The 21,589-nt window shown below is 35.2% G+C and carries 19 protein-coding genes; 10 read left to right on the top strand and 9 right to left on the bottom strand.

Annotation, left to right across the window (positions count from 1 at the left end; translation table 11 throughout):
- Positions 1–347: 347 nt before the first annotated feature.
- From recG to AC07VK_RS12555, 5 genes are all read right to left on the bottom strand, one after another.
- Positions 348–2,453, bottom strand: a complete 2,106-nt coding sequence (recG, locus tag AC07VK_RS12575) for an ATP-dependent DNA helicase RecG (RefSeq protein WP_492960860.1) — start codon at positions 2,451–2,453, stop codon at positions 348–350.
- A gap of 6 nt (positions 2,454–2,459) precedes the next feature.
- Positions 2,460–3,362 (bottom strand): EamA family transporter, encoded by a 903-nt coding sequence (locus AC07VK_RS12570; RefSeq protein ID WP_492960858.1) that lies wholly within the window; start codon positions 3,360–3,362, stop codon positions 2,460–2,462.
- 2 nt (positions 3,363–3,364) lie between these two features.
- A complete protein-coding gene (locus AC07VK_RS12565; protein WP_029274517.1) occupies positions 3,365–3,745 on the bottom strand; it encodes a RidA family protein in 381 nt (126 codons plus the stop codon).
- An 11-nt stretch (positions 3,746–3,756) separates the two neighbouring features.
- The gene (locus AC07VK_RS12560; RefSeq protein ID WP_317130071.1) at positions 3,757–3,894 is read right to left on the bottom strand and encodes a DUF6728 family protein; all 138 of its coding nucleotides are present in this window, start codon (positions 3,892–3,894) and stop codon (positions 3,757–3,759) included.
- A 97-nt stretch (positions 3,895–3,991) separates the two neighbouring features.
- Positions 3,992–5,335, bottom strand: a complete 1,344-nt coding sequence (locus AC07VK_RS12555; protein ID WP_492960856.1) for an OmpA family protein — start codon at positions 5,333–5,335, stop codon at positions 3,992–3,994.
- 171 nt (positions 5,336–5,506) lie between these two features.
- On the opposite strand from AC07VK_RS12555, the gene AC07VK_RS12550 reads away from it, so the two are divergent.
- Positions 5,507–6,796: an aminopeptidase P family protein gene (locus tag AC07VK_RS12550; protein WP_492960854.1), complete on the top strand. Its 1,290-nt coding sequence runs from the start codon at positions 5,507–5,509 to the stop codon at positions 6,794–6,796.
- A 25-nt stretch (positions 6,797–6,821) separates the two neighbouring features.
- Here the strand turns inward: AC07VK_RS12550 and meaB are convergent, their stop codons facing one another.
- Positions 6,822–7,721, bottom strand: a complete 900-nt coding sequence (gene meaB, locus AC07VK_RS12545) for a methylmalonyl Co-A mutase-associated GTPase MeaB (RefSeq protein ID WP_492960852.1) — start codon at positions 7,719–7,721, stop codon at positions 6,822–6,824.
- A gap of 58 nt (positions 7,722–7,779) precedes the next feature.
- Between meaB and AC07VK_RS12540 the strand changes: the two genes are divergently transcribed.
- From AC07VK_RS12540 to AC07VK_RS12515, 6 genes are all read left to right on the top strand, one after another.
- A complete protein-coding gene (locus AC07VK_RS12540; protein ID WP_492960850.1) occupies positions 7,780–8,655 on the top strand; it encodes a glycosyltransferase family 2 protein in 876 nt (291 codons plus the stop codon).
- Positions 8,656–8,717: 62 nt separating this feature from the next.
- The gene (locus AC07VK_RS12535; RefSeq protein WP_492960848.1) at positions 8,718–9,776 is read left to right on the top strand and encodes a glycosyltransferase family 4 protein; all 1,059 of its coding nucleotides are present in this window, start codon (positions 8,718–8,720) and stop codon (positions 9,774–9,776) included.
- Between the two features lie 295 nt (positions 9,777–10,071).
- Positions 10,072–11,907 (top strand): ABC transporter ATP-binding protein, encoded by a 1,836-nt coding sequence (locus AC07VK_RS12530; RefSeq protein ID WP_492952453.1) that lies wholly within the window; start codon positions 10,072–10,074, stop codon positions 11,905–11,907.
- 8 nt (positions 11,908–11,915) lie between these two features.
- Positions 11,916–13,079: a glycosyltransferase gene (locus AC07VK_RS12525; RefSeq protein ID WP_492960846.1), complete on the top strand. Its 1,164-nt coding sequence runs from the start codon at positions 11,916–11,918 to the stop codon at positions 13,077–13,079.
- A 222-nt stretch (positions 13,080–13,301) separates the two neighbouring features.
- On the top strand, positions 13,302–14,126 hold the full coding sequence (locus tag AC07VK_RS12520; RefSeq protein WP_492960844.1) for a glycosyltransferase family 2 protein: 825 nt from the start codon (positions 13,302–13,304) through the stop codon (positions 14,124–14,126).
- A 1-nt stretch (position 14,127) separates the two neighbouring features.
- Positions 14,128–14,934, top strand: a complete 807-nt coding sequence (locus AC07VK_RS12515; RefSeq protein ID WP_492960842.1) for a DUF5672 family protein — start codon at positions 14,128–14,130, stop codon at positions 14,932–14,934.
- On the opposite strand, the gene AC07VK_RS12510 is transcribed toward AC07VK_RS12515, so the two are convergent.
- Positions 14,931–15,800 (bottom strand): glycosyltransferase, encoded by an 870-nt coding sequence (locus AC07VK_RS12510; RefSeq protein ID WP_492960840.1) that lies wholly within the window; start codon positions 15,798–15,800, stop codon positions 14,931–14,933. The genes AC07VK_RS12515 and AC07VK_RS12510 overlap by 4 nt on opposite strands.
- Positions 15,801–15,877: 77 nt before the next feature.
- Between AC07VK_RS12510 and AC07VK_RS12505 the strand changes: the two genes are divergently transcribed.
- The 3 genes from AC07VK_RS12505 to AC07VK_RS12495 are packed head-to-tail and all read left to right on the top strand — an operon-like array spanning position 15,878 to position 18,710.
- Positions 15,878–16,783 (top strand): glycosyl transferase family 90, encoded by a 906-nt coding sequence (locus AC07VK_RS12505; RefSeq protein ID WP_492960838.1) that lies wholly within the window; start codon positions 15,878–15,880, stop codon positions 16,781–16,783.
- 6 nt (positions 16,784–16,789) lie between these two features.
- Positions 16,790–17,908: a UDP-galactopyranose mutase gene (glf, locus tag AC07VK_RS12500; protein ID WP_492952447.1), complete on the top strand. Its 1,119-nt coding sequence runs from the start codon at positions 16,790–16,792 to the stop codon at positions 17,906–17,908.
- Entirely contained in the window at positions 17,901–18,710 is an 810-nt protein-coding gene (locus tag AC07VK_RS12495) for a DUF4422 domain-containing protein (protein ID WP_492960836.1), read from the top strand. The genes glf and AC07VK_RS12495 overlap by 8 nt, the downstream gene beginning before the upstream one ends.
- Here the strand turns inward: AC07VK_RS12495 and AC07VK_RS12490 are convergent, their stop codons facing one another.
- Both AC07VK_RS12490 and AC07VK_RS12485 read right to left on the bottom strand, forming a co-directional pair.
- Positions 18,711–19,799 carry an acyltransferase family protein gene (locus AC07VK_RS12490; protein ID WP_492960834.1) on the bottom strand — a complete coding sequence of 363 codons (1,089 nt, stop codon included), beginning with the start codon at positions 19,797–19,799 and terminating at the stop codon, positions 18,711–18,713.
- A gap of 459 nt (positions 19,800–20,258) precedes the next feature.
- On the bottom strand, positions 20,259–21,491 hold the full coding sequence (locus AC07VK_RS12485) for an ATP-binding protein (protein WP_492960832.1): 1,233 nt from the start codon (positions 21,489–21,491) through the stop codon (positions 20,259–20,261).
- Positions 21,492–21,589: the final 98 nt, after the last annotated feature.

Below are 21,589 nucleotides of genomic sequence, written 5' to 3'. Positions count from 1 at the left end.
GACAATTATCTACACAAATTTCCCATAAGAAAACTATTTCCTCCCGCTCTGTTGACCAATAAATCGCTGTTAACCATTATGAATCCCTCATATCTGATAAAAAAACCAATTAAGGTTTAGTAAAAACTGCTGAATAGGATGTATGCTGACTTAGACTTACCGACTAAACAGTTCATATTTGGCTATTATGCAAGATAGGGATATTAGGAATTAAAAAAAGGGGGTAAAATAATAATTATAAGGGGTTGACTCGTAAAAAAACGATTACAAAACTACACGAAGTAGAACAAATAATACACAACTAAATATTATTGTAAGCAAGGATAAGAAATTAGAGAAATTGATAGTTAACTTATCTTATCGAACGAAATGCCTCTTTCCAATTTTTGCAGATAAGCTTTTAGCATTGCATTTTCTGGTTTTGCCAGCTGCGGATCGTCCTCAAAAAGTGCGATTACCGTATTACGTGCTTCAGACAAAATAATCTGGTCTTTTGCCAAATCGGCAAGCTTCAGGTCTAAAACACCGCTTTGTTGAGTTCCTGTAATATCACCTGGGCCACGGAGCTGTAAATCTATTTCTGATATTTCGAAGCCGTTGTTGGTTCTTACCATCGTTTCTAAACGGATCTTGCCCTCTTTACTCAGTTTATTTCCACTCATTAATATACAGAAAGACTGTTCTGCACCACGGCCTACCCTACCACGCAACTGGTGCAGTTGTGAAAGCCCAAACCGTTCGGCATTCTCAATTACCATTACCGAAGCATTAGGTACGTTTACGCCCACCTCTATTACGGTAGTGGCAACCATAATCTGGCTTTTACCATCAATAAACTGCTGCATTTCGAACTGTTTATCAGCATTGGGCATTTGCCCGTGTACAATACTCATTTGGTAATCTGGCCTTGGAAACTGGTAACTCAATTGCTCAATTCCGGCTTCGAGATGTAAAAGATCTAATTTTTCACTTTCCTTAATTAAAGGATAAACAATATAAACCTGCCTGCCTTTGGCTATTTCCTGCTTCATAAAACCGAACATCCTGAGGCGTTGGCTTTCAAAAAGGTGTTTGGTTTCTATCGGTTTCCTGCCCGCGGGTAATTCGTCAATAACCGAAACATCAAGATCGCCGTACAAGGTCATGGCCAAAGTTCGCGGAATTGGTGTAGCGGTCATCACCAGAATGTGTGGGGGAATAATATTTTTCCGCCAAAGCTTAGCGCGTTGCTCTACACCAAAACGATGCTGTTCATCAATCACAACCAGCCCTAAGTTCTTGAATTGAACCTTATCCTCAATCAGCGCGTGCGTTCCGATCAGAATATCGATTTCTCCATTCTCCAATTGCTCATGCAAAACAGTACGCTCCTTCTTTTTGGTATTTCCTGTAAGAATAGCAACACGTACCAGATCATTGGTTACAAGTTCTGTAATAGAGGCATAGTGCTGGCGGGCCAAAATTTCTGTTGGAGCCATCATACAAGCCTGGTAGCCGTTATCATTTGCCAAAAGCATACTCATTAGTGCAACCGCAGTTTTACCGCTTCCTACGTCGCCCTGAATAAGCCGGTTCATTTGCACACCACGCTGTGTATCTATCCTAATTTCTTTAACCACACGCTTTTGTGCATTGGTTAATTCGAAAGGCAAAAATTCATTATAAAAGCGGTTTACTTTTTCACCTACCTTTTCAAAAGTTACACCTTTAAATTTTAACTGGCGTAAATGTTTATTATGCAAAAGCTGTAATTGGATGAAGAATAACTCTTCAAATTTAAGGCGTCTTTCTGCTGCACTTAAATCCTTCACATTTTTAGGAAAATGAATATTCAGCAGAGCCAATCTCTTATCCGGCAGCTGATACTTATCAATAATGTATTGTGGCAAATTTTCGGGAACCTGGGGAATAATCTGATCCAACAAGCCAGCAATTAAACGTTGTAAGCCTTTTGAATCGAGATTAAATTTTTTAAGCTTCTCTGTTGAGTTATAAACCGGCTGCAAGGTTAAATTCCCTCGTCCCACCTGTTTACGCTGGTACAGTTCCATTTCTGGGTGCGAGATACTGAATGTTCCGTTAAAGATGGTTGGTTTCCCAAAGGCCACGTAAGCGGTGCCAACAGTAATATTATCATCAACCCATTTTAGGCTCTGGAACCAAACCAATTCCATAATTCCGGTTTCATCCTTAAAAACAGCAACAATACGTTTTGCTCTTTTATCGCCGATTACCTTTTTGCTGATCACACGTCCGATAATCTGGATATACTGCGAATCAGGATTGATCTGGTTAATCTTGAAATATTTTGTACGGTCGATATACCTGAACGGATAGTGGGCAAGCATGTCCTGATAAGTGAAAAGGCCGAGATCCTTTTTCAAAACATCGGCACGGCTTGGCCCAACGCCTTTTAAAAACTCAACAGGTGTATCTAATACCGGATTAAACAAAATATTTTACTGTTTCTTGTAAACAACACTCTTTAACAACTGTACGTTAAAAATAACGATCGATAGCAGCAAAAGCAAATAGGCAAAAAATTGGTGCAGATCTATTTTCTCTTCAAAGTAGAAAAATGCAACGGTAAATGCAACTATGGGATTGAGATAGATTAAAATACCCAAGGCCGACGAAGGCATGCCCAACAGTGCATAAGAATTTAAAAAGAGTGGAATAATGGTAAATACAATGGCAATCAACAATATATGCAACCAAAAGAAGGTTTCGGTAGGAAAAGGCGCAGCGTTGAGAAAATACAATGGCAGCATCATTAATCCTGATAAAATTAACTGAACACCCAAAAAGTTAAACTTATCTACATCTTTAATTACTTTTAGCACAATAACATATATGGCATAAAACGATGCGATGATAATGGCCCACATTACTTCGTGTAAAGAGCCCGTTGCCAATAGAATGATGCTTATAAATGCAATGATCAGGGCAATAATTTTAGCCTTAGTTAACTGCTCTTTTAAAATGATAAATCCACAGAGTGCAGTTAACAGTGGGCACACCATATAGGCAAAGGCAGCTGCTTTTAAACTTACACTATTTACCGCATAAATATAGGTAAACCAGTTTCCCGTGATCAGAAATGACGACACTACAGTAAGCAGCAATAGTCTGGTTTTCTGACGGGTGCTTAACGATTTTAAGAAATTCAGATCAGCCTTTAATGCCTCCCTTCTGAATAAAAGAATGGTTGCCCAAACTACGATAATGGAAATAAATATCCTGTAGTATAAAATTTCGTGTGGCGGAAAACCTTTGATGTTACGCAAAGGTATAGACATTGTTCCCCAGATAATGTAAGGAACAATGCCCGCTATAAAATATTTGCTTTTACTATCTGCCAAAATTAGCCTACAATGGCAATTACAGAAATTTCTACATTAACATTTTTAGGCAATACCGAAACCTGAACCGTTTCGCGTGCAGGGAAATCAGCAGTAAAATACTGCCCATAAACTTCGTTTACCTGAGCAAAGGTACCCATATCGCTTAAGAAGATGGTAGACTTTACTACGTTATCGAAAGTTAAACCTGCTTCAAGCAAAACTGCTTTAAGGTTACGCATTACCTGGTGTGTCTCTTCTTCAATATTACCAATATTTAATTCTCCATTTTCAGGATTAATAGCTACCTGGCCTGATACGAATAAAAAGTTTCCGGCTTGTACAGCTTGGCTATATGGTCCAATTGGAGCTGGAGCATTAGTTGTTTTAATAATTTGTTTCATACAATTTGGGGTTATTTAGCAAGCCATTGGATTAGCTTGTAGATGATACCTGCAAGAAAAATTAAGATGGCCAATGCATTTATAAAATGCATAATTTTCAGATTGATATTATTTGGTCTGTTCGGATCCTTTTTTCTAAAGAAGTACATAACACAAACTTAGCTAAAAAGCTTAACACAGAAAATTAAAAGGCACAAAAAAAGTCCTGACTTTCATCAGGACTTTTTTAAATCTTATATTGAAATACTAGTTTCTAGCAGTTTCAACACGACGGTTTTGGATACGACCTTCTTCAGTATCGTTAGAAGCAATTGGATTAGCTTCGCCATTACCTTTAGTAGCAACTTGACTAGCGTTAACGCCAGAGTTTACTAAGTAAGTTTTAACAGAGTTAGCTCTGTCTTTAGATAATTTCAAGTTATATGCAGCAGTACCTTCGCTTGAAGCGTAACCGTTTACAGTTACTTTACCACCGTTTTCACGTAACACTGAAGATAATTTATCTAAAGTAGGGTAAGACTCAGTTTTTAAAACTGAAGAGTTGAAATCGAAACCGATTTTTTCGAAACCAGTTACATTTGAAGGAATTGAATCAACTGGAGCTGGTTTTGGAAGAGGACAACCTGAACCATCAACAGCAGTACCAGCAGGAGTTCCTGGGCATTTGTCGAATTGATCAGCAACACCGTCACCATCAGTATCTTTTTTCAAATCTTCAACAGATTTTTCAACAGCAGAAACACGGTTTTTCAATGCTTCAACTTCTTGACGTAAAGTTGGATCTTTTAACTCATCGTACATAGTAGCTAATGGGTTAGTCCACTCTAAACTTGGTTTAGCAGAAGAACCTAAAGAGAATTCTAAACCAGCATAACCGTAAGAGAATTTATCTTTAGTTTGACCTTTTGCATAAACTCCGTCTAAGTTATCAGCATCAACAAAGTTCATTGTGTAACCTAAGTTAAAGTTAACACGCTCTGAAACTTTGAATTTAACACCAGCACCAACTGGGATGTAGAAACCTTTTACGTAATCTTTAGCATCATGTTTGTCATCAGCAGGACCAGTAGCTTTACCTTTCCAGTCAATAACAGAACCATTAGATAAAGTAACTTTTGGAGCATAAGCCATATAACCAGCACCAGCAGTTAAGAAGAAACCAACTGAATTCTCACGACGTAAGAAATCGATTGAACCTACATTTACAACACCGCGTAAATCTACAGCATATTGTAATTCAGTTTCAAATTCTTTAACTGATGAAGTAATACCTTCGTTAGTACCTGAAAGTTTACCACGTGTTCCGTTTAATTCTAAACCGAATGAGTGACCTAATTGTTTACGGATGTTTAAACCGTAACCTAAGTTAGCATCCCATTTGTTGAAGTCATTTGAACCACCGATAGCAACAACTGGCATTAAAACACCACCATGTACACCGATAGACCAAGTTCTGTACTGACCTCTACCGCCAAATACCTTGACGCCAGAAGTTGTTGCAGGTGCATCTTGAGCGACAGCAAGAGAAGCAACTCCTGTTAATGCCACTAAAGAAAGCGCAACACTTTTCTTTAAAGTAGAATAATTCATAATCTTTTTCTTTTTTAAGGGTTAAACAATTTAATTGATTAATTTTTTAGTAATGCCAAAATTAAACAAAATTTTAAATTTTCAAACTTTTATACAAACTCCGTTCCAAACTTCACAGTAATTAATCATTTTATTACATTTGGCCATTGCCCATATAAAAATACCATTTTCATGAAATATCCTACTATTGATCAGTCATTATTTATTTTAAACAGAAAAAAATTCACTAACAACCTAAAAAACAATTCATTAGCTATATTCAACTCAAGCGATGAATTTCCTAGAAGCGGTGATCAGAACTTTATTTTTAAGCAAAATCCTGATTTATTTTATTTATCTGGAATTGATCAAGAACAAACAATATTGCTATTATTTCCTGATTGTCCTAATCCATTGTACAGAGAAGTCCTGTTTTTAAGACAGACTAACGATTACATTAAAGTTTGGGAAGGATACAAGTATACTAAAGAGCAGGCTAAAGCCGCATCGGGTATTCAAGCAGTATATTGGTTAGAAGATTTCGATAACATATTGCATAGTATTGTTAACTATGCTGAATATATTTATTTAAATACAAATGAAAACGATAGGTATGCCCATGAAGTTCCTTATCGCGATATCCGTTTCATTGAGAAAATGCGGGCCAAGTATCCATTGCATCATTATGAACGTTCGGCACCAATTATGCGAAATTTACGTGCAGTTAAATCAGATGTTGAAGTTGAACTAACTAAAAAAGCTTCGGCAATAACACGTGATGCCTTTATCAGGGTATTAAAATTCACCAAGCCTGGTGTTAAGGAATATGAAATTGAAGCGGAGATTATCCACGAATTTATCCACCAGGGCGCAACAGGCCATGCCTACACCCCTATTATTGCTTCCGGTCATAATGCAAACATCCTCCACTACAATGACAATAATCAGGAATGTAAAGACGGCGACGTTATACTTTTTGATTTTGGGGCCGAATATGCCAATTACAATGCAGATATGAGCCGCTCTATCCCCGTTAACGGTCGGTTCACCCAAAGACAAAAGCAGGTATACAATGCAGTATTGCACGTAATGAAAGCGTCGATTAAATTAATTGGCGAAGGAACCATATGGAATAGCTACCACGAACAGGTTGGCGAAATTATGACTGAACAACTGGTTAAGCTTGGACTTATTTCGACAACAGACGTGAAAAACCAAACGGCAGCGTGGCCAGCTTATAAAAAATATTTTATGCATGGCAATTCACACCATTTAGGCATTGATGTACACGACTTTGCCGGAAGATACACACCATTTGCAGCAGGCAATATTTTAACTGTTGAACCAGGAATCTATATTCCGGAAGAAGGCTTAGGCATCCGTTTAGAAAACAATATTCTCATAACCGCAAAGGGAAATATAGATTTAATGGCCGATATACCATTAGAAGCTGAAGAAATTGAGGATATTATGAACGGTTAGTCCAATTCTCAGTTGACAGTTTCAATTAACCATTATTGATAAACTTATCAGCAAAACGATAAATATTAAAATCATCTTCTTTCAAGGCTGCCTGAACTTTTTCTAGCAGCTTTTTTTTATCTACACCCCTCATTTTCTCGTGTTGAATGAGTCTCCAGGCTTTCTCTGCAAACAGAAAAGCCTTTCGGTTATGATCATGAGGAAGCGGCTTGATTATCCATGCACATAGTTCATCAATACCTGTGTTTTTATCGGCCACTGTTTTTAATATTGGGATAGTCTTCGTGCCCTGATGAACAATTTTCTTTAAATTATTAGCAAAAATAGCTGCACCTTCCCTATCAGCCTTATTTATCACAAAGCAATCAGCAATCTCCATCAAACCAGATTTGATATTCTGCACCTCATCACCCGATTCGGGAACCAGCACTACGATGGTTTTATCTGCTAATCCGGCAATTTCTACCTCCGATTGCCCAACACCAACAGTTTCTACGATAATCAGATCAAAATTAGCTGCTTTTAAAACATCAACCATTTCGATGGTCTTCGCCGAAATACCACCCAGCGCGCCCCTTGTAGCCAACGAACGGATAAAAACATTTGGATTGTTAAACTGGCCAGCCATGCGGATACGATCGCCCAGCAAAGAACCAAAATTAAATGGAGAGGTAGGATCTATGGCCAATATAGCGATGCGCATTCCATTCGCCACAAAATGACCAGCTATTGCATTTACCAGGGTACTTTTACCAGCACCTGGAGGTCCGGTAATGCCTAAAACCGGCACATTAACCTGGCCATCTAAATCTCTTAAAATCGAATCAGCCGGTGTAATGTTATTTTCAACAAGGGTTAATGTTCTTGCCAAAACCTTGTAATTCCCAGCTTTTACTTCGCTTAAAATGGATAGATGCGTATTCATCAATAAAACTATCTTTGTACAAATAAACAAAAATTATCAGCTACAAAGCATCCCTATAATGAAAGTTACCGGTTTTACCTTTTTAAGAAATGCAATTGTAAACGATTATCCCGCAAAAGAAGCCATACTTTCCGTATTACCTTTGTGTGACGATTTTATAGTTGCGCTGGGCAACTCATCTGATGAGACTTCTGAAATGGTTAAAAGCATTGATCCTAAAATCAAGACCATCAATACCGTTTGGGATGATAGCATAAGGGAAGGCGGTCGTGTTTTTGCTGATGAAACCAACAAAGCCTTAGCAGAAATAGGGAAAGATACCGACTGGATGATCTACATTCAAGGTGATGAGGCCATACATGAAGATTATCTCCCCTTGATCAAAAAAGAAATGGAGCTAGCGCTTAACAACAGCAATGTAGAGGCCTTACTTCTAAAATACAAACATTTTTATGCTTCTTATGACTATCTGGCTGAATCCAGACGATGGTATAGAAGAGAGGTTCGGATTATAAAAAATTTACCCGGGGTAAAATCTTACCGCGATGCGCAAGGCTTCAGAATTAATGACAGAAAACTTAAGGTTAAGCTAATTGATGCTTACATCTATCACTATGGCTGGGTTAAACCACCAAAAGGATTACAAGGCAAAGTGCGGAACTTTAATCAGTTCTATCAAACAGAAGAATGGATTGAAGAGCATTATCCTGTGCAGGAAACCTATGATATGCACAATGCCGATCGTTTAGTTCATTTTAAGGGTAGCCATCCAAAAGTAATGCAGCAAAGAATTGCTGCTGCAAACTGGAAATTTGAAAAAGATTTAACTCAGGAAACTCCAAAAATGAATTTCCGCAGGAGAGTCTTGCAAAAAATTGAAGATTTAACAGGAATACGTTTGTTCGAATACCGGAATTATAAAATTGTAAAATAGTCAACAATTTAAATCTGGCTATATTTGCAGAATTGTTTTCTTCTAAATACACGATTTAATTAATGGAAAAGCCTAAGGTTTTAGTAACTTTTGATTCGATGAAAGATGCCAATTGTGGTTATTTTTCATTTGGGAAAGGATTAGGCGACGCATTAATCCAGGAAAACAAAGGAAAGTTTGAATTAAAATTTTATCTTTTCAAACAGACAAAATATCTTTTTAACGACTTGGTTGATATCATTTATCTTTCGAGATTAGATCGGTTATTTTTTAAGAAAAAAAATGATTTCGAAGTTGTTCATCTCTCTGATCAGACCTGCAGATTACGGCCAAAAAGAGTTAATGCAAAAAAAATAATGACCATTCATGACATGAATAAGGTTCATTTAAAGTTTAGCAAGCCACACAGAATTCAGGTATATCTAAAAAAACTAGGCAAGCTAATATCACAGTGTGATAAAATTGTATGTATATCTCAGTTTGTTGCAAACGATGTGAAACACTATTTCCCTGAGTCAGCAAATAAAATCAGTGTAATTTATAACGGGGCCGATAAATTAGTTTCAGATGAAAATCATCAGCCAGCTTTTAAACCTAGAAAGAAATTCCTATTTACCATTGGTTTGCTTTCGGTACAAAAAGGTTTTCACTTATTACCTGCATTATTAAAAGATAACGATTTTGAACTGGTAATTTCTGGAAGGGAAACACCTCATAAACATCGGATTTTAGAAGAAGCAGAAAAACACAATTGTTTGGATAGGGTACACATTACCGGGCCAATTAGTGATGAAGATAAAGCTTGGTACTACAAAAATTGCGCTGCTTTTTTATTCCCTTCCGTTGCTGAAGGTTTTGGTCTTCCTGTAATAGAGGCCATGCACTTTGGAAAACCTGTTTTCCTTTCAAAATTCACCTCACTCCCAGAGGTTGGTGGCGACGTGGCTTATTACTTTGATAATTTTGAACCTGAACACATGCAGGAAGTATTTAAAAAAGGAATGGATGATTTTGCTCAAAATAACCGCGCTAAAGAAGCAATTGCCCAAGCAGAAAAGTTTTCGTGGGAAATTGCAGCCAACCAGTATCTTAATTTATATCAGGAATGTTTGGAAAAATAACAAAAAGTAAGTTTAAGGGTAAAATTAACAGGTATAAAAATATACGTGGGTTATAGTAACAGTTCCCACCCCCGCATTATATGATAAGAATAAAATAATTAGCGTCCAACTGTTAGCGCAATACATCCCCGAAAAACAGCGTTTCAATCCAGCCATAACCCAAGAATTGTAATTTTAATTTTGTTGGGTTTCAGTATCTTATTCATATGTATGAAAAACCGTACATTTGCTCGGATTTTATTATATTTTTTCCTGACTAGGTACTTCCTGGGTTCTGTTATATATACAATATTTAATGAAAACTTATTTTCGTTTATTATCATTTGCCAAGCCTATTGAAAAGTTTGCCATACCTTACGTTATTGCAACTTTACTTTCTATTCTATTCGGAACCTTTAACCTGGCTTTGTTATCGCCGCTGTTCGAAACACTTTTAAATGCAAACAAGCAAGCTTGCCAAACGCCAAGCTTAACAGATAAAGCAGCCTCCTCATTTAGCTTATTGGGCAAGTTAAGGGATTTTGTTAACTATTCAATAAAGGTTAACACTATAGAAAGTACATTGATGTACATCTGTATTATCATTGTTATCTCTGTACTGCTTTCCAATTTGTTCAGGTATTTTTCTCAGCGTTACATGGAAGATCTGAGAGTTCATACATTGCTAAACTTTAGAAAGCGGGTCTTTAACAATGTGATGAATCTTCATGTAGGATATTTTAACAATGAGAGAAAAGGCGATATTATTTCTAAAGTAGCCTCTGATGTACAGGTGGTTCAATTTACGGTTACCAATACATTACAGGTTGTTTTTAAAGAACCTGTAACACTAATTGTATATGTTATTCTTTTATTTAATATTTCAGCAAAGCTTACCTTATTCTCTTTACTGGTGATTCCAATTTCTGCATTTATTATCAGTAAAATTGTAAAAAGGTTAAAGCAGCAGGCAAAAGAATCACATGAATCTTTTGCAAAAATGATTGGCTTTTTAGATGAGGCATTAAGCGGGATTAAAATCATAAAGGCCTTTAATGCAACGGAACGAATTAAGGACAAATTTAACCAGGAAAATATATACTATTCCAACTTAACACGCAAAATGGTCAGACGCCAACAACTCGGCTCACCAGTTTCTGAATTTTTAGGTGTTTTAATGATTTCTATTATCGTTTGGTATGGTGGATCATTAATATTACATAATGATAAAAATGCTTTAACAGCATCAGATTTTATTGCTTACATCGCTATTTTTTCCCAGGTAATGCGTCCAGCAAAAGCATTAACAGATTCATTTAGTGGAATCCATTCTGGAATTGCTGCAGGCGAACGGGTTTTAGACCTAATAGACACCAAACCGTTGTTGGTTAATGAACCCGATTCGAAAGTTCTTGATGATTTTAACAGTACAATCAGCCTTCAAAATATATCGTTCAGTTATGGGGAAAAACAAATTCTTAACTCGATAAGCTTCGATATTGAAAAAGGACAAACAGTAGCTCTTGTGGGGCCTTCCGGAGGCGGAAAAAGCACATTAATGGATCTGCTTCCACGTTTCCATGATCCAAAATCAGGAACGATTAAAATTGATGGCCACGATTATAGAGCACTTACTGTCGAAAGCATCAGGGCACAAATGGGAACCGTTAATCAAGAATCTTTTCTATTTAACGATACCATTTTTAATAACATCGCGTTTGCCAAACCAGATGCCACAATGGAAGAAGTTGTTGCCGCAGCGAAAATTGCAAATGCGCACGATTTTATCGAGAATACAGAAGATGGCTATCAATCTTTTGTCGGCGATAGAGGAAATAAACTTTCAGGAGGCCAGAAACAGCGTGTATGTATTGCAAGGGCTGTATTGGCTAATCCACCAATCATGTTGTTGGATGAGGCCACTTCAGCCTTAGATACAGAATCTGAAAAATTAGTTCAGGATGCCTTAAATAACCTGATGAAAAACCGCACCTCAATTGTAATTGCTCACCGTTTAAGTACGATACAACATGCCAATAAAATTGTTGTTATAGATAAAGGCAGCGTAGTAGAAACCGGAAGCCACAATGAGCTAATGAACAAAAATGGTTTATATAGGCGCTTAATCGACATGCAGGCCTTTAACGACTAAATATTTAGATGAGGAGAGTATTATTTTTTATGCCTGATAATCCGCTGAAAAAAAATGCGGGCAACAGAACCAGGGCTTTAAGCATGTTAAGCTATTTTAAATCAAGGGCTTTTGAAATTGATTTTGTAAGCGAGTATTTCACCGGAAAATGGAACGAAACAGATATTAAAGCATTTGAGCAAGCAGGCCTGGCCAGTAATACTTATGTAATTAAAAAAAAACCATCTAAAAAAAACATACTCTATTATCTGCTTTTTTATAAACTGCCCAATTTTTTCTATCAGAATAAGGCTTGGTTCTTCCCGCTTCAATTTCCTGAATTGGTCACCTTAAGGTTTAAAAGGGCTTTCAAAAAAATTCTAAAAAACAACGATTACGATTACATCTTTATCAATTATGCCAGTTGGGCTACATTGGTAGAGGATAACCATTTCACAAAAAAATCGATAAAAATAATTGATACACACGATTTTATAACCGCTCAACTTCAAAAAAAAGTTAATATTGGCCAATCTTTTAAAGAAGAAATCAGAAGGATTTCTTTGTTTGATATTACTTTAGCCATTTCTGTCGAAGAACAGTATATCTTTAGTCAATTCTGTAAGAACAAGGTGGTGTTAGCGCCAATGATGCTCGATAAACCTGAAAACCTTCATGTTGGTAAAGAGAAGTCGTTTGATCTGATATATGTGGCCAGCGATAATGTACATAATCAAAAAGCCGCTAAGTGGTTTTTTAAGCATGTGTATCCGTTATTACCAACCGGCTTGCAGATATGCGTCATTGGGCAGATAAACGAGCATCTTTCAATAAAGGCACCAAATATTGTTTCCATAAACTTTGCCGAAGATCTATCAATCTATTACCAAAATGCTAAAATAGCACTATGCCCTATGCTTACCGGTACTGGAACCAAGATAAAAGTAGTAGAAGCGTTATCTTATGGTTTGCCAATCGTTTGTAATACCCGTGGGATCGATGGGCTGATCAACAAGACCGACAATGGCTGTTTGGTTAGTGATGACCCCGTTGAATTCGGAAATAATATCATGCTACTTTTAACAGACGAATCGGAATATAAAAAACAGGCAGAAAATGCTTTTGCTGCTTTTAACATCAATTACGAAAAGGAACGCTGTTATAAAAATCTTGATAAACTGTTTTTGAAATAGTTTAATCACTCAAATAAAGTTGAGGGTATTAATAACCTTTTTGTTGTAAGGACGTACAATGGAAAGGCTGTTTTTTCAAGATAATTTAATAGAGATATGAATTAAGAAATCGATTTGTGAATAAACTAAAGCATACCTAGATATAGTGTATTAGCTAAAATTATTTTAATAAAATGAAGTCATTAATAGTGGATAAAAGTACATTTTTTCAAAATTTTTATTATGAGTAAAAAATTATCAATTATAACTATCAATTACAACAATAAGGCGGGGTTACAAAAAACAATTCAAAGCGTGGTAAGCCAAACTTGGCAAGATTTTGAGTTTATCGTTATTGATGGAAATAGTTTGGATGGAAGTAAAGATGTCCTTAATACATATTCTTCATTTTTTAGCTATTCTGTATCTGAGCCTGACAGTGGTATCTATAACGCAATGAATAAGGGCATTAAGATTTCAACAGGCGATTATTTAATGTTTTTAAATAGTGGAGATTCTTTAATTGACAATACCATTTTAGAGAGATTGAATGCCGAATTAAATGGTCAATATGATATTTACTATGGAGATATCCTACACATTGATGGAATAAAACAAGAGATTCGCACTTTTCCTAAAAAGCTAAATTTCGCTTTTTTTTATGAACAAAATATTTCTCATCAGGCAAGTTTTATTAAGGCAAAGTTATTTAAGGATATTTTTTTATATAATGAAAATCTCAAAATTGTAGCTGATTGGGAATTCTTCACCTATGCAATTTGCAAACGCGAGGCTTCATACAAACACTTGGATTGTGTAATTGTAGCCTATGATGGAACTGGAATATCCGCAAATTCAAAGAATCATCCAGAAATCGATAAAGAAAGAGATGCTTCTTTGAACAGATATTTCCCTGAATTTGTTAAGGACTATGAATATTTGAAAGAGATAAAGTTTAAAAAGGCAGAACAATTTATGCATATAAAAAAATATCCGATAGCTTATAAGATTTTGAAAGGCTTCATGAATATTATACTTTTATTTTTGCCAAAGTTTAATAGAAATTAAAATGGATAGTTCTTGTGTAATTGTAATACCAGTTTATAAGTCCGAGCTTTCATTTTATGAAAAGATAGCTTTGACCCAATGTGGAAAGTTATTGTCTGATTATGATATTGTAATACTCAAACCAGATGATTTAGACATATCGAATATGCAGATAGGATTCTCTTATAGTGAGGTGTCTTTACCAAGTTTTTATTTTAAGAGCGTATTTAGTTACAACGATTTAATGCTTTCGGAACTCTTTTATGAGAAATTCTTGAATTATAGCTATCTACTCATCTATCAATTGGATGCCTTCGTGTTTAAAAATGAACTAAAATATTGGTGCAGTTTAGGTTATGATTATATAGGCGCTCCATGGTTGAGGGAAAAAGAATTCCCAACTTTATTTAAAAAGACTAAAGAGAAACTTAGGTCCTACCTGCATAGAAGATATAATTTACTTGATAAACAAGGTCGGCCTGATATCGAGCGACAATTGTACAATCATGTCGGCAATGGAGGCTTTTCGTTGAGAAAAGTTGAATCTTTTTATAATATCTGTATTCAAGAAAAAGAACTCGTAGAAAATTACGTTGGCCGGAACAGCAGCGATTATCATGAAGACATGTTTTGGACCGTAGAAGTGAATCGAAAGAAGAAGAGAATAAAGATCCCTACTTACAAAAAGGCATTAAACTTTTCCATTGAAACAGCTCCACAAAGGGCAATGGCTTTAATTAAAGGAAACATGCCTTTTGGTTGCCATGCGTGGGACAAAAACATCCATTTTTGGCAACCATACTTTAAAGAAGCAGGTTATCGGATTTAACTGCGCCAAATTTCTTTATTTAGCATTAAAAATAGACTAAAGTTGTTTTTTCTTAGTTTACTTCGCCAAAATATTTTAAATATTTCTATCTTTTTATACCCAGATATTTTCATCTGCTTTAGAAAGAATTTGAATGCATGTTTTTCAGCAAAGAAACTTTCTTTTTTTGATAACCCCTCTACATCTATCGGTAAATCAGCGGCCCATTTTTCATGTAATTTTAATGTTTCCTCTATCCAGGTTTTACAATAATTTCCTTCTGAGAAATGTTCTAATAATACTTCAAAAGTTACAACGGCACGGTGTGTTTTATGTACTTGAAGTGAAAAATCCAGATCATAACAATGAAACTTTTTAAATGTTTCCTCATCAAAATTATTAGCTTCAACTATTTCTTTTTTGGTACAGAACCAAACTCCATCTACAACAATTACGCTTGAATACTTTTCATTTTTTACGTTTTGAGAAATGTGTTTTGTTTTCTCTTCGCTAAATTTATAGCGTTGAAGGATATTAACATAATTGATTTTTTTTTCACCGGCGCTACAAAACCATCCAGACGGAACTTTAGTTTTATAACTATTTCCGGCTATGCCAATCAATCCTATTTTCTGATCTTCATTAAAAATATCCGCAACAATAATACCCCAGTCTTTCGTTTTAATACTGATATCCTCGTGCATATAGCAAAGTAGCTGATATTTGGCCCGCTTTGCCCCTTCATTGTAAATTTCGCATAATCCACGTTTTCCATCAGCATTATCAAAACTGATAATTTCATGTTCAACTCCTATGGTTGCGGCAATGTTCTCCTTAATATCAGAAAGCTGATCTTTATTTACGGAGGCTATAATTATTGATATCATTTCCTTCAAAAATAAAATAAAAAACAGTACCTATTGTAGAAAATCAGATACCTTTGCATCCAAATTTATAATTCGGTATGGGTTTAACCTCATTTCTTTATAAGAAGATCAATAAAATAAGCGTTACCCATAAGTTTCTAGAAAAAAAATACAGAAACCTATGGCCACATGTAGAACTCGTAAAAAAGAACGGTTTTACGGCAGTTAACCTGGTAGGCAAGAGTCAGACCAGGGGACAGGCTACAGCAAAGATTTTGATCGACTGCCTTAAAGAACTGGTTACGGACAAGGACTTGCACTTTAAATTTTTCATCAATGATAAACCTGCCGGTGGTTATGAAGATGATTCTTTTTATTATTGCATAGACGACGATCAAAAGCAGGATTTTCTGATCCCTGATTTTGCCTTTGAAAGCTGGAAAGAAGCAGGTATAAACAGTTTTTCGGATACAGTGGCCGAAATTGAGGCCAAAGGAAAAGAAACCTGGGCTGACCCACGTATATTTTGGTCCGGAAATGTCAAAACCAATATAATCAGAGAGAAACTGATAGAAATCGGAAATAAGGCCCCAGATATTTTTGACTTTTATAATACCTATGTGGATGATTATTTTATCCATAAAAAGGATGTTCCATATTTTACCCTGCCCCAACATACCCGGTACAAATATTTAATAGATGTGGAAGGCAATAGCTATTCTGCCCGCTTAAAATTTCTTTTTTACAGCCAGAGGGTTGTATTTTTACAGGAAAGAAAGTGGAAAGAATACTTCCATTACGATTTAAGGCCATACGAGCATTATATCCCTGTAAACAACGACCTGAGCGATCTGGTGAGCCAATACCACCGGATCGAGAAAGACCCCATGCTTTATAAACAGATTACGGAGCGCGCATTAAAATTTGCCCATGAGAAACTCACCTACCAGTGTGCGGTTGATAAAATGAGGTCTACTATCGAAAACAGAATCAATAAGCCATAATAATAAATGAAAAGTGAAGAAAAATACGATTATTTAATTGTTGGTTCTGGACTTTTTGGTGCCACTTTCGCACACGAGATGACCAAAGCTGGCAAAAAATGCCTTGTTATTGATAAAAGGGATCACGCGGGGGGAAATATCCATTGTAAAAAAATTGAGGATATAAATGTGCACTGGTATGGTGCCCATATTTTTCATACGAATGATAAGTTTTTATGGGACTATGTAAATCAGTTTGCCGATTTTAACCGCTACACTAATTCGCCAATAGCCAATTACAAAGGAGAACTGTATAATCTGCCGTTCAACATGAACACCTTTTATTCGCTCTGGGGAACAAAAACCCCGAAAGAGGCGAAGGAAGAAATTGCCAGACAGATTAAACATTTGAATATAGAAGAGCCACAAAATCTGGAAGAACAGGCCTTAAAACTTGTAGGTACAGATATTTATGAAAAGCTGATCAAACATTACACCGAAAAACAATGGGGCAAAAAAGCAACAGCTCTCCCAGCATTTATCATCAAACGTCTTCCTGTTAGATTTACCTACGATAATAATTATTTTAATGACAAGTACCAGGGAATCCCTATTGGTGGATTCAACAAGATAATAGATGGTTTATTAACTGACTGTGAGCTGAGATTAAATACCGACTTTTTTGATAATAGATCTGAATGGCTAAATGTAGCAGAAAAAATTGTATATACAGGAAAGATAGATGCTTATTTCGATTACCGTTTTGGCGAGCTCGAGTATAGAAGTTTAAGGTACGAGTTGGAAGTTCATGATACCGAAAACTACCAGGGCAACGCTGTGATGAATTTTACAGATGCAGAAACCCCTTATACCCGTGTTTATGAGCATAAGCATTTTGAATTTGGCGCACAGCCTAAAACGGTAATTACAAGAGAGTACCCGTTAAAGGATAACAAAGATGCTGAGCCCTATTATCCGGTTAATGACGAAAAGAATATGGCTATGTTGAAAAGATACCAATTGTTAGCTGAAAAGGAAACTGGTGTAATTTTTGGAGGAAGATTAGCTGAATATAGATATTATGACATGCATCAGGTGATTGCATCTGCTCTAGCGAAATCAAAAAAAGAATTAAGAAGTGAATAAAGACTTAACAATTTACTCTGTTTATCATAAAGAATTTGCGGTTCCTCATTGCGATTACATCCAGCCTATTCAAGTTGGAAAAACTTTTTCTAAACTAGAATTAGGCTTTATATCTGATGATATAGGCGAAAATATAGCTGTTAAGAACAAAACGTTTAGTGAACTAACGGCATTATTTTGGATTTGGAAAAACATAGAAAAAGTTGATTCGGAATTTGTAGGCTTATGTCATTACCGACGATATTTCACATTGCCCGAAGTACGAGTTAAGAAGAAGTTATTCAATACAAAAATCATTGTTGATCCTAGAGATGTTTATTATGCCCCTTTTAGCGAAGAGGCTTTAAAAACAGCAAGCAATGAAAGTTTAAAAGATGCACTGCTTAATCAACTTCATTCTGGAAAAGTAGTTGTACCTACTGCAGCTCCCTTAGCGCTTGAATTATCTGGAGAGGTATCAATAAAGATGCATTATATCTTTTATCACATAAGGGAAGATTGGTATTTGATGAAAAATGCGGTCGTAAAACTTTATCCAGATATGGAAAAGGCATTCGATGAATTCTTCGACACAGAAAAAAAAATGCATTGCTATAACATGTTTATAGCCAGGAAAGAGGTTCTAATTGATTATTGTAATTGGTTGTTTCCAATATTATTTGAATTAGAGAAAACGGTAAAATTAAGTGAATATGAATACCAAAGACGAATTTTTGGTTTCTTTTCAGAAAGATTATTTAACCTTTATCTTTTTTATAACAATCTCCAAAAGGCTGAATTTCCAGTTGTATTTTTCTCTTAACTAACCTCCAACAGTCCATTTAATTTTGGTTTTAAGCAGCAATCTTGTAATTCCAAAAGCAATCGTATAAACGACCAAAAATCTGAATATCGAGTACAAGATATTTTGTTCTACAGAAAAGTAATTGAAATTCCACTTATCCCATTTGAAGATCTCTGGAAGTAATATAATAATTAAAATTTGATGGATAAGGTAAATTCCAAATGTAGATTGTCTAGGCTTCAATATATTATCAATAAATTTTATTCCGCCCATTTTTAAAAGTAAAGTAAACATAGTTAATGAATAAAAAATATTGGTAACCCGAAGGGTATTGTATTCATCTTTAGAACCATGATGATTTAAGTACATTACTTCTAAACATGCCAATGAAAAAAAAATAATATTAACCAAAATAATATGAGACCATTTTAACTGCTTTACATAAGCCATTACTTTGTCGAAATAGCGATTTAGATAAACACCAAGCCATAAATAAAATACAAATCCAAACAGGGCGGCTGAATGATGAGTCACAAACCACTCGTAATATAAATTAAGACTATATAGAAGCGATATAATTGCCCAAATTAACCCAAACCAAAGCTTATATAGATATTTTTTAAAGATAAGTAGGATGCTTATACAAATTAAGAAATTAAGTATAAACCAAAAACTGCTTTCAAACAAGATATACCTAAATTCTTCGGCAAAATAACCAATAGGATTTCCGTTGAATATAGAGTCCCCAGATTTAATATTTAATACTACTCTATGAATGAGATTGAGGCCAACCAATACGATGATCCAGAATAGCCATGGCTTGATAGTATTTTTAAATCTCCGTGATAAATATTGGCCTGGTGTATACTCTGTAAATTTGTAATTAATTAAAAAACCACCAATAAGGAAAAAGGCAATTGTAGCAAACTTCCAAAATTGCATAGTAGTAACTTGTAGCCAAACATCGGTTGTATTGTTATATTTAGCCCCCCAAAGTATTGCAGAATGCTCAAAAACAATTCCTATCATTGAAATGCACCGAATTGTATCAACGAAGTTAAAACTCTTTTTCTGCTGTGTTTGTAAGGTTTTTAATTCAGAATCCATTAAATAGTATAGGTAGATAAATCTCAAATATCTGTTAAAAAAAAGAGTTCCGAATTAATTCGGAACTCTTTTAACATTTATGTATGTAAAATATTACAGTACAAAATTATTTTAATTCTATTCCTAAAATAATTAATTAACGAAGGCATAAAAAACTGACTATTATAAGAGCATCCAGCAAATCCTGGGCTTCTATTAAGAGTATAGAAATGTCCTCCCGTAGAACTATTGTAAAGAAGCACCCACGCTGTATGTACCTAAGCCATTAATTTCTTGTGCATATGCTAAATTAATACTATATCTATCAGCTACTGCTGGGCCCGTAATATACCTTAAAACACTGGGCCATCTTGAAAATATATCTTGCCTGTAGTAATATCTCCTATTAATCTACTGCCCAGTAAAAAAGGGCGTCAGCGTTGTTAATGTGTCATTTGATATCATCATCCCATCAACAAGCTATAATCTGATAGCCTCTATCGAATCATTTTTTGTAAGTATCTTACAAACACATTCTAAATCGAAATCAGGATATGCCTCTACAAATTTTTTATACTTGGTTGGCTTAAACTGAATATCATTATACTTCACCTCGTAAGCCATACCTTTGTTTAAGTGTTTTTCTACAATAAAATCTACTTCATTACCATCAGCAGTACGCCAAAAGTGCAGATTATCTGTATCAAATAACTGCCTTAACCTACAATAGACATAATTTTCTAACAATTCTCCTTTGTCTGCTCTATCGTTCAGTTTAGAAAAGTTATTTAACAATGCATTACGCAGGCCATTATCATTAAAATAGATCTTTGGCATTTTGGTTAATTCTTTCCGAACATTGCCGTAAAAAGGAGAAAGCAATTGTACAATAAAGGTTTTCTGCATTAAATAAATGTAGTTTTCTATCGTAGAACCGGCCATTTGCAAGGTATTTCCCAGTTCATGATTATTCACCAGATTACCTGTTTGATCGGCCAATAACCTTGCCAGCTGAAAAAACTTTAATTCTTCTTTAATGCCCGCTTCTGAAGCATCTTTTTTCATGTAGCTATTTACAAGTTCTTTAAGCATTTCCTGCTTTTCCTGTTCAGTATCTGCCAAAACTACGGCTGGATAACCGCCATAAACTAAATATTCTTCAAAAAGTGAATTTATACGGTTGCGTTGAAGCCCCTGATATGCAGCCCTTTTCTTCATCTGCTCCCACTCTGCAATTAAATTATCCTCACCCTTAAAGTGCAGGAACTCATCAAAAGCCAAAGGAAAAAATTCAAATACCTTTTTTCTTCCGGCTAAGCTATCCTTAAAGCTTTTATCAATGTAAAATGCACTACTCCCTGTTGCAATGATTTTCAATTTTGGGGAATACTTATCATACAAAAGTTTTAAAAAATTACTGGGATCTTTTGCATATTGAACTTCGTCAATAATAATATATAATCTTTTATCTGTAGGAACATCAGCTGGTAATAATGTATAATTAAAGATATTTTCAGCATGATGATTTACAGCTTCTAAAATAACAGGATCTTCAAAAGTCAGAAAATAAACCAGTTCATTAGCTTGATTTAACTCTTCAGCCAATTGTTTAACCAATGTGGTTTTACCGATCTGCCTTGGACCTATCACGATAGTATGCTGAGGCTTACTCAAATGGCCCTTTAAAGATTTTAGTGCTTCTGATCTTTCCATGAGTACAAATATCGATATTTTTAAGACATAAACTTAATATTATCCGATATTTTTAAGATGTAAACTTAATATTATCCGATAATTTTAAGATTAAAATA

This window comes from Pedobacter sp. GW821-FHT01D05 (assembly GCF_059422505.1).
Note: the sequence above shows the minus strand (reverse complement) of the source record. Positions and strands in the feature narration are given on the sequence as shown.

Coding starts and splice junctions, on each gene's coding strand:
- AC07VK_RS12565 (WP_029274517.1), bottom strand. CDS start 3,745: ATGAAACAAATTATTAAAACAACTAATGCTCCAGCTCCAATTGGACCA.
- AC07VK_RS12560 (WP_317130071.1), bottom strand. CDS start 3,894: ATGTACTTCTTTAGAAAAAAGGATCCGAACAGACCAAATAATATCAAT.
- AC07VK_RS12555 (WP_492960856.1), bottom strand. CDS start 5,335: ATGAATTATTCTACTTTAAAGAAAAGTGTTGCGCTTTCTTTAGTGGCA.
- AC07VK_RS12550 (WP_492960854.1), top strand. CDS start 5,507: ATGAAATATCCTACTATTGATCAGTCATTATTTATTTTAAACAGAAAA.
- meaB (WP_492960852.1), bottom strand. CDS start 7,721: ATGAATACGCATCTATCCATTTTAAGCGAAGTAAAAGCTGGGAATTAC.
- AC07VK_RS12540 (WP_492960850.1), top strand. CDS start 7,780: ATGAAAGTTACCGGTTTTACCTTTTTAAGAAATGCAATTGTAAACGAT.
- AC07VK_RS12535 (WP_492960848.1), top strand. CDS start 8,718: ATGGAAAAGCCTAAGGTTTTAGTAACTTTTGATTCGATGAAAGATGCC.
- AC07VK_RS12530 (WP_492952453.1), top strand. CDS start 10,072: ATGAAAACTTATTTTCGTTTATTATCATTTGCCAAGCCTATTGAAAAG.
- AC07VK_RS12525 (WP_492960846.1), top strand. CDS start 11,916: ATGAGGAGAGTATTATTTTTTATGCCTGATAATCCGCTGAAAAAAAAT.
- AC07VK_RS12520 (WP_492960844.1), top strand. CDS start 13,302: ATGAGTAAAAAATTATCAATTATAACTATCAATTACAACAATAAGGCG.
- AC07VK_RS12515 (WP_492960842.1), top strand. CDS start 14,128: ATGGATAGTTCTTGTGTAATTGTAATACCAGTTTATAAGTCCGAGCTT.
- AC07VK_RS12510 (WP_492960840.1), bottom strand. CDS start 15,800: ATGATATCAATAATTATAGCCTCCGTAAATAAAGATCAGCTTTCTGAT.
- AC07VK_RS12505 (WP_492960838.1), top strand. CDS start 15,878: ATGGGTTTAACCTCATTTCTTTATAAGAAGATCAATAAAATAAGCGTT.
- glf (WP_492952447.1), top strand. CDS start 16,790: ATGAAAAGTGAAGAAAAATACGATTATTTAATTGTTGGTTCTGGACTT.
- AC07VK_RS12490 (WP_492960834.1), bottom strand. CDS start 19,799: ATGGATTCTGAATTAAAAACCTTACAAACACAGCAGAAAAAGAGTTTT.
- AC07VK_RS12485 (WP_492960832.1), bottom strand. CDS start 21,491: ATGGAAAGATCAGAAGCACTAAAATCTTTAAAGGGCCATTTGAGTAAG.